We start from the raw sequence: 7,050 nt of genomic DNA on the forward strand, positions 1-7,050 counted from the left end.
TCCCATTCATTCAGTAATTCATCTATATCATACGCATATGGCTTTACTTCTTCAAAAAAATCCGGTTCACGGTCTTCTTCACGAAAACGGTGAAACCTTTCTATACAACTATCACATTCAATTAGCAGCTGTTTATTTACGTTTGTTAATGACAAAGTAATCCCTCTCATTCTAGTAATAGTTTATCAAAAAGCATAGCATATTACCAGCTTCGAACGAACATACATTCCTTACAGATTACTTTCTAATTTCTCCATCTTCCCTAGCAAGCGAAAAGATGATTTACTAAAATCTTCTTCAAATTGATCCTGTTCTTCGTTTAAACGGTTCTCCAATAGATATTCCAAAAGCTCTAGTTGATCAATAAGACGTTCAATTTTATTCATGTTAACACTCTCCTTTTATTGTTTAGTTCCTTCCTTCCTGATAAATCCCTTCCTACTCGACAAAGGTTCTATACATAAGACAAAACTAGCGGCACATCGACAGTGGTTAAGATGAAAAGCTTATGGTTTGGTGACAGTTTTTCAGCTTCACTTATGCGAGTAACTTTATTAGCGCTTTTTCAATGCTAAAACTGTTCCCATTTATTGATTGGAGTTCCAGACGGCGACTCCTTCGGGATGAATGAGATCGATAAGACATCACAACCACGCGCTTTCCTCGGGGTGATGGTTTATCGCTCACCACGAGGAAAGCGTCCGACTGGGGCGGAAATCAATTCTACTATCTGGTTTAAGATTTCTTTGCATCCTAAATCAACCCAACCCTTTAACATAGCTAAATGAAACTAAATTGATTACTCGTTCGTCTAACTAACTTGTGATAAACTAATATCATAAAAGAGGTGATTGTCTTGGCTATCCAATACCCTAATGGGAAGGTATATACACCTACCAAGAAAACAAAAACCCCAAAGCAAAAGGATTATTCTTTCAGTAATAGGGGTAAGACGTTAGAAGATGAGATAAATGATGCCAATGAGTACTATCTAGCTCATGACATTGCTGTCATCTATAAAAAACCAATACCTATTCAGGTCGTTAAGGTAGACTATCCAAGTAGAAGCTCGGCAGTAATAAAAGAAGCGTATTACAGAACACCATCCACTACTGACTTTAACGGGGTATACAAAGGAAAATATATTGACTTTGAAGCAAAAGAAACGGAAAATAAGACTTCATTTCCTTTAAAAAACGTTCATTTGCATCAAGTAGAACATATGGGAAGAGTTGTCCAGCAACTCGGTATTAGCTTTCTATTGGTTCGTTTTTCTGCGACGGATCGATATTTTTATTTGTCTTACGAGCATTTAAAATTTTTTTGGGATAGAATGCTATCTGGAGGAAGAAAATCAATCACTATCGGAGAATTCGAGGAATATGGGATTGAAATAACTCCAAAATATGCACCAAGGGTCAATTATTTAAAGATAGTTAATGACTTGTATGTATAAAGGGAAAGTGAGGAGACGTTTATGAGTGAGCAAAAATCTACTCGTGGACAAAGAAGAAAACAACAGCTTGAACAAAAGAAAAAACAAAAAAAACCTGCAAAAACATGGCTAAAACGTATCATGATAGCAATTTTAGCTATTGGATTAGTTGGATTAATAACTGGTGGGTCCGTCTATGCATATTATGCAAGCACAGCACCAGATTTAGATGAGGAATTACTAAAAGACCCGATCAGTCCTAAACTATTAGATGCTAACGGTGAAGAGTTTGCAACCGTCGGAAGTGAAAGCAGAGAATATATTCCATATGAAGAGATTCCTCAACAAATGGAAGATGCTATTTTAGCAACTGAGGATGTGCGTTTCTATGACCACATGGGTGTAGATGTCTTACGTTTAGGTAAAGCCGTTTTAGCCAACCTGAAGGATGGATTTGGTGCCCAGGGTGCAAGTACAATCACTCAACAGGTTGTCAAAAACTCTTTCTTTACAAACGAAAAAACAATAAAACGAAAAGCTCAAGAAGCTCATTTAGCTCTACAATTAGAGCGTGAATATGAAAAAGAAGAAATTTTTGAAATGTATTTCAACAAAATTTTAATGTCAGGACGTATTTATGGCTTTGGTACTGCATCTAAATATTTTTATGGGAAAGAATTAAAGGATCTTGAGTTACATGAAATGGCTGTATTAGCAGGAATGCCTCAAAGTCCTAATAACTATAACCCTTTTAAAAATCCTGAACTTGCTGAAAAGAGAAGAAATACAGTTCTTTACTTAATGAATCTTCATGGCAAAATAACAGATGAGGAAATGAAAGCAGCCCAAGCTATTCCAGTTGCTGACTCCCTTCTACCCGAAGATCAAAGAGTAGCGAACCAAGATTCTAAATACGATGCATTTATCGATATAGTATTAGAAGAACTTGAAGAAAATGGAGATGCAGATGCTATTTCCGAAGGTATAACTATTCATACGACACTTCAACCGAAAGCTCAAGAGAAAGTAGAAGCAACCTTGAACTCTGATATATTCCCTACTGAGGATATACAAGCTGGTGTAGCGGTAATTGATACTCAAACTGGAGCAGTTGTCGCTGCTGGAGGAGGTAGAAATTACGGAGCAGATCGAGGATATAATCATGCGCATGATATGAAAGAACGTTCACCTGGATCGACTATCAAGCCTTTAATAGATTATGCTCCAGCAGTAGAATATTTAGGTTGGTCACCTGCTCAAACTATCGTAGATGAAGCTATAAAGTATACAGGTACAGATCAAGTAATACGTAACGCAGATAACAAATATCTAGGTGCTATGACTATGCGTGAAGCATTATATAAATCTCGAAATACGACAGCAGTTCAAACATTAAGAGAAGTAGGTACTAAGAACTCTAGAGAATTTATCAGTCGATTTGGAGTAGATATCGGCACGGTAAATGAAGCCTATGCAATCGGTGGTATTTCAAAATTCATGTCCCCTATTCAACTAGCTGGAGCATACGCTGCGTTTGGTAATAATGGGAATCATACAGAACCATATGCAATTAACAAAATTGTGTATAGAGATGGAAAAACAGAAAAGAATTACAAGCCTAAATCCAAGACAGTTATGAAGGATTCAACAGCATACATTATTACAGACGTTTTACGTGATGTTTTAACAAAAGGAACTGGTAAAGCTGCTGCAATCAGTGGATTAGATGTAGCAGGAAAATCTGGTACGTCAAATTTCAGCGGAGATAAAAAAGGTGTTCCAGATGTATGGTTTGCAGGGTACACAACCAACTATTCGGTAACCGTTTGGTCGGGATATGATGACAATTCTGCTATTACAACTGCCGAAGAACGAAGTCTTCCACAGCGAATCTTTAAAGAGGTTATGGGTGGTATTTCCGAGGGACAGAAAACAGAAAGATTTAAGAAGCCTAATTCAGTCGTAGAAGTTACAATTGAAAAAGGTTCTAATCCCTTAAAATTAGCTAGTGAGTATACACCGGATAATATGAAGCTAACAGAGTTATTTGTTAAAGGGACAGAGCCTAAACAAGTATCTGAGGAATATGATCAGCTAGAACTTAATGCCCCTTCTAACCTATCTGTGCAATATGATGAAATAACATCATCGGCAACGTTGGATTGGGACTTCGAAGGACCTGAGGGCGAAGAAGATGTTAACGTTAAATTTGAAGTAGCTGTCTCTATTGACAATGGTCCTAGCGAAGTTTTACAAACAACAGACAAAACAGGGTTAATCGTTCAAGCATTAATCCCTGGAAGTAAATATGTATTTACGGTTACAGCAGTAGCAGAGGATGTTCGAAGTGAATCAGCTAGTGTAGAGCTAGTGCTCGAAGGTATCGAAGAAGAAGATCTCGAATCTCCTGATTCGGAGGAAGAAAAACCAGAAGATACCGAGGGCGAGAATGAAAACCAACCTGGAAACAATGGTAACAACGGTAACGGTAATGGTAATAACGGTAACAATGGTAATGGTAATGGTAATGGTAATGGTAATAATGGTAACGGTAATAATAATGGAAATGGTAATAACAACGATGGCGATGCTGGCAACAGTGATGACGGTCAAGAAAATGACGGTGGAACAGATGGCGAAAATCCAGAAGCACCCCCTGAAGGCGGCACCGAAAGCGGATCTACACCTTAACCTATCCGATTATTACCTAAAATGATTAAAAGAAGAACGAGGAAATGGGATATAACCCTTTCCTCGTTTTTTATTGTTTCTTGAACACTTAAAGTCATTTTTTTTGCTTATGTAACATTTCACAAACGAACTCGTTTCACGAAAAACCAACCCTAGCCTTTAACGAGGGCACTGAAATACTTACGTTTTTATAATAAATTTGTGCCGGGCCGCCCCCAGGAAAGCATCCGCTCGGAACGAAAAAGACCCGGTCTCAGGAAATAGGATGCTTTATTCATACTCTACCTCTAAGCGTTTAAAAGTAATTTTTCAGTGCACTCGCCTTTAACAGAGCCATATTTTTTTATATTTTAACTGCCCTATCTAAAATGCCCCTATGGACTCCCACTCTAAGTTAGTTTAGTATCTAACTTCTAGTAGGCAGTTCATATGGGGCATTGTAAAATAATTAAGATTTCCTTGATTCCATAATAAAGCGAAGAGCAAGCTTCTTTTCCGTTTCTTTAAATAATTCATCCAACTGTCGGAACGCCGCGAAAGTTTTATAGTTCTGTTTTATAAAAGTAAAACGTTCCTGATAGTTTAATGGACAAGTGCCATCTGCAAGTTCGATTAATTCGTTTAACAGAACAATTCCTTTTTCCATTAAATCATTAGACCTGTTATTTCTTTTTTTATAATGCGCTTGTATCTCATCTCGTAGCTCTGACCACTTTGCAAAAAGTCCGACAAAGTCTTCTTTTTTAAGCTTGGACAACTTTACTCATCCTTTTTTTACCCTCTCTGCACACAGGCAGTAACGGACATTGTGGGCAATTGGGATTTTGTGCCTTGCAATGGTAGCGACCAAAAAATATAAGCTGGTGATGTGCCTTGGACCAGGATTCAATCGGAGTTTTTTTCATTAACGTTTCTTCAACCTGTAGGACAGAGTCCTTCCATCGACATAGTCCTAATCGCTTCGATACTCTTTCGACATGAGTATCGACGGCAATGGCAGGAATGTCAAACGCAACTGAAACAACTACGTTAGCAGTTTTGCGCCCTACTCCTGGAAAAGTAGTAAGTAGATCTCTGTCTTCCGGTACTTCTCCATCATAAAGCTCTATTAGTTGCTTACTAAGCGCTTGAATATTTTTTGCTTTATTACGATATAGGCCGATTGAACGTATATCGTTTTGTAGCTCTTCGATTGAAACTGCTAAATAGTCTTCTGGCTTTTTATATTTCTGGAACAAATTTTTAGTTACTTTATTTACAAGAACATCCGTGCATTGCGCTGATAAAAGTGTAGCTACTAATAATTCAAAAGGATTATCGTGGACTAACTCACAATGAGCATCCGGAAACATCCTTTCCATTTCCTCTAAACAAAAATGCCATTGGGCCTTTGTAAGCAACGTTCTCCACCTACTCTCTTTCTTCTAACCAATTGTAAAAAGGAACTTTCGCCGTATCTAAGGATTGCTCCTTTGGTCTTTGCATTGGTATATGCTGTCTAAACTGAGCTGACTGATTTTCTGCAGCTTCTACTGTTTTTATATTTTTCTTTTTCCACTCGAATAATATGCGGTCTATATAGCGCAAGCTTAGCTTTTGAGATAAGACAGCCTCTTTCAAAGCTAGCCTTATTAAAGAGGCTGAATGCTTGTCCTGGTCAAACCACATTCCAATTGTTTCATATTCCATTGGAGATAACAATCTACCGAATTCAGCTTCAAACAATTTGTAAATTTCGCCTTCTTCGCCCTTCACTTCTTCGTCTTCTTTATTAAGGTTTTGTTGCTCTACGCAATCGACCAAAAGCTCCCATAAATGATTAAAATCATAGTATTCATAATGAACTCCATTTTCGTCCATATGCTGTTCAATTTGGATTAATCCCTTTTGGACAAGACGTTGTAAAATCGTCACTACTTTATGTTCATTAAAATGTGTACGTTCCACTAAGTTTTGAGGGGTTGGAAAGTGGTTACCCGCTTCTCCAAAAGCGATAAGATGTAATAGCAGAATAGCTTCCTCGTCCTTGACATTAATGGCCTTGTAATGGCTAAAAAAAAGCTGGGAAATGGTTACATTTCCCTGCTCTGTCCAGATTCGGAGCCGATTTCGCTTATGCATACTCGCACTCCCTTTCTTATATAATACGCTGTAAAAGTTTATTAACGTAAATGTTCTTTCTGATTATGGATATAAACGGTTTAATAATCTTGGGAATGGGATAGATTCACGTACGTGTTCTGCTCCACTTAACCAAGCTACTGTACGCTCTAATCCAAGCCCAAATCCTGAGTGAGGAACAGACCCTTGTTTACGTAGCTCTAGATACCATGCATAAGCCGATTCATCTAATTTATGCTCAGCAAGACGTTGTTTTAGTAAATCATAATCATGAATACGTTCTGATCCACCGATAATCTCACCATATCCTTCAGGAGCGATTAAATCTGCACATAATACAACATCGTCTCTGTCTGGATGAGGCTGCATGTAGAATGGTTTAATGCCTATAGGATAATGCGTGATGAATACTGGCATATCATAGCTTTCTGCGATAGCTGTTTCATGCGGTGATCCGAAATCATCTCCCCATTCAATATCATCAAAGCCTTTTTCATGTAAAAACTTGATTGCATCATCATAAGTGATACGTGGGAATGGTGCTTGAATTTTTTCTAATTTAGAAGTGTCGCGTCCTAAACGCTCTAATTCTAATTGACAGTTTTTAAGAACAGATTGGACAATATATGCCACGTATTGCTCTTGTACTTCTAAATTCTCATCGAATTCTACAAACGCCATCTCCGGCTCAATCATCCAAAATTCAATTAAGTGACGACGTGTTTTAGATTTTTCTGCACGGAATGTTGGTCCAAAGGAGAATACTTTTCCTAATGCCATCGCTGCAGCTTCCATGTATAGTT

The 7,050-nt window shown here is 37.8% G+C and carries 8 protein-coding genes; 2 read left to right on the forward strand and 6 right to left on the reverse strand.

The window, feature by feature from the left end; all coding sequences use genetic code 11:
* The coding region (locus AC06OU_RS05710; protein WP_475854554.1) for a DUF1798 family protein at positions 1-170 on the reverse strand (170 nt) is incomplete at its 3' end.
* Positions 171-230: 60 nt separating this feature from the next.
* Positions 231-386 carry a hypothetical protein gene (locus AC06OU_RS05715; RefSeq protein WP_169359545.1) on the reverse strand — a complete coding sequence of 52 codons (156 nt, stop codon included), beginning with the start codon at positions 384-386 and terminating at the stop codon, positions 231-233.
* Positions 387-856: 470 nt separating this feature from the next.
* On the opposite strand from AC06OU_RS05715, the gene recU reads away from it, so the two are divergent.
* A complete protein-coding gene (gene recU, locus AC06OU_RS05720) occupies positions 857-1,456 on the forward strand; it encodes a Holliday junction resolvase RecU (protein WP_475854543.1) in 600 nt (199 codons plus the stop codon).
* Positions 1,457-1,477: 21 nt separating this feature from the next.
* The gene (locus AC06OU_RS05725) at positions 1,478-4,126 is read left to right on the forward strand and encodes a PBP1A family penicillin-binding protein (protein WP_475854545.1); all 2,649 of its coding nucleotides are present in this window, start codon (positions 1,478-1,480) and stop codon (positions 4,124-4,126) included.
* 448 nt (positions 4,127-4,574) lie between these two features.
* Here the strand turns inward: AC06OU_RS05725 and AC06OU_RS05730 are convergent, their stop codons facing one another.
* From AC06OU_RS05730 to AC06OU_RS05745, 4 genes are all read right to left on the reverse strand, one after another.
* A complete protein-coding gene (locus AC06OU_RS05730; RefSeq protein WP_475854547.1) occupies positions 4,575-4,883 on the reverse strand; it encodes a YpoC family protein in 309 nt (102 codons plus the stop codon).
* Positions 4,870-5,526 carry an endonuclease III gene (gene nth, locus AC06OU_RS05735; protein WP_475854549.1) on the reverse strand — a complete coding sequence of 219 codons (657 nt, stop codon included), beginning with the start codon at positions 5,524-5,526 and terminating at the stop codon, positions 4,870-4,872. Before nth ends, AC06OU_RS05730 begins: the two co-directional genes overlap by 14 nt.
* Before the next feature lie 10 nt (positions 5,527-5,536).
* Positions 5,537-6,247 carry a DnaD domain protein gene (locus tag AC06OU_RS05740; RefSeq protein WP_475854550.1) on the reverse strand — a complete coding sequence of 237 codons (711 nt, stop codon included), beginning with the start codon at positions 6,245-6,247 and terminating at the stop codon, positions 5,537-5,539.
* Between the two features lie 63 nt (positions 6,248-6,310).
* A partial coding sequence (locus AC06OU_RS05745; RefSeq protein ID WP_475854552.1) for an amino acid--tRNA ligase-related protein occupies positions 6,311-7,050 on the reverse strand: 740 nt, incomplete at its 5' end.

The organism is Psychrobacillus sp. (assembly GCF_056205495.1).

What these genes read in the sequence shown, in the direction of transcription:
- AC06OU_RS05740 (WP_475854550.1), bottom strand. Translation starts at nt 6,247, where the DNA reads ATGCATAAGCGAAATCGGCTCCGAATCTGGACAGAGCAGGGAAATGTA.
- AC06OU_RS05715 (WP_169359545.1), bottom strand. Translation starts at nt 386, where the DNA reads ATGAATAAAATTGAACGTCTTATTGATCAACTAGAGCTTTTGGAATAT.
- AC06OU_RS05725 (WP_475854545.1), top strand. Translation starts at nt 1,478, where the DNA reads ATGAGTGAGCAAAAATCTACTCGTGGACAAAGAAGAAAACAACAGCTT.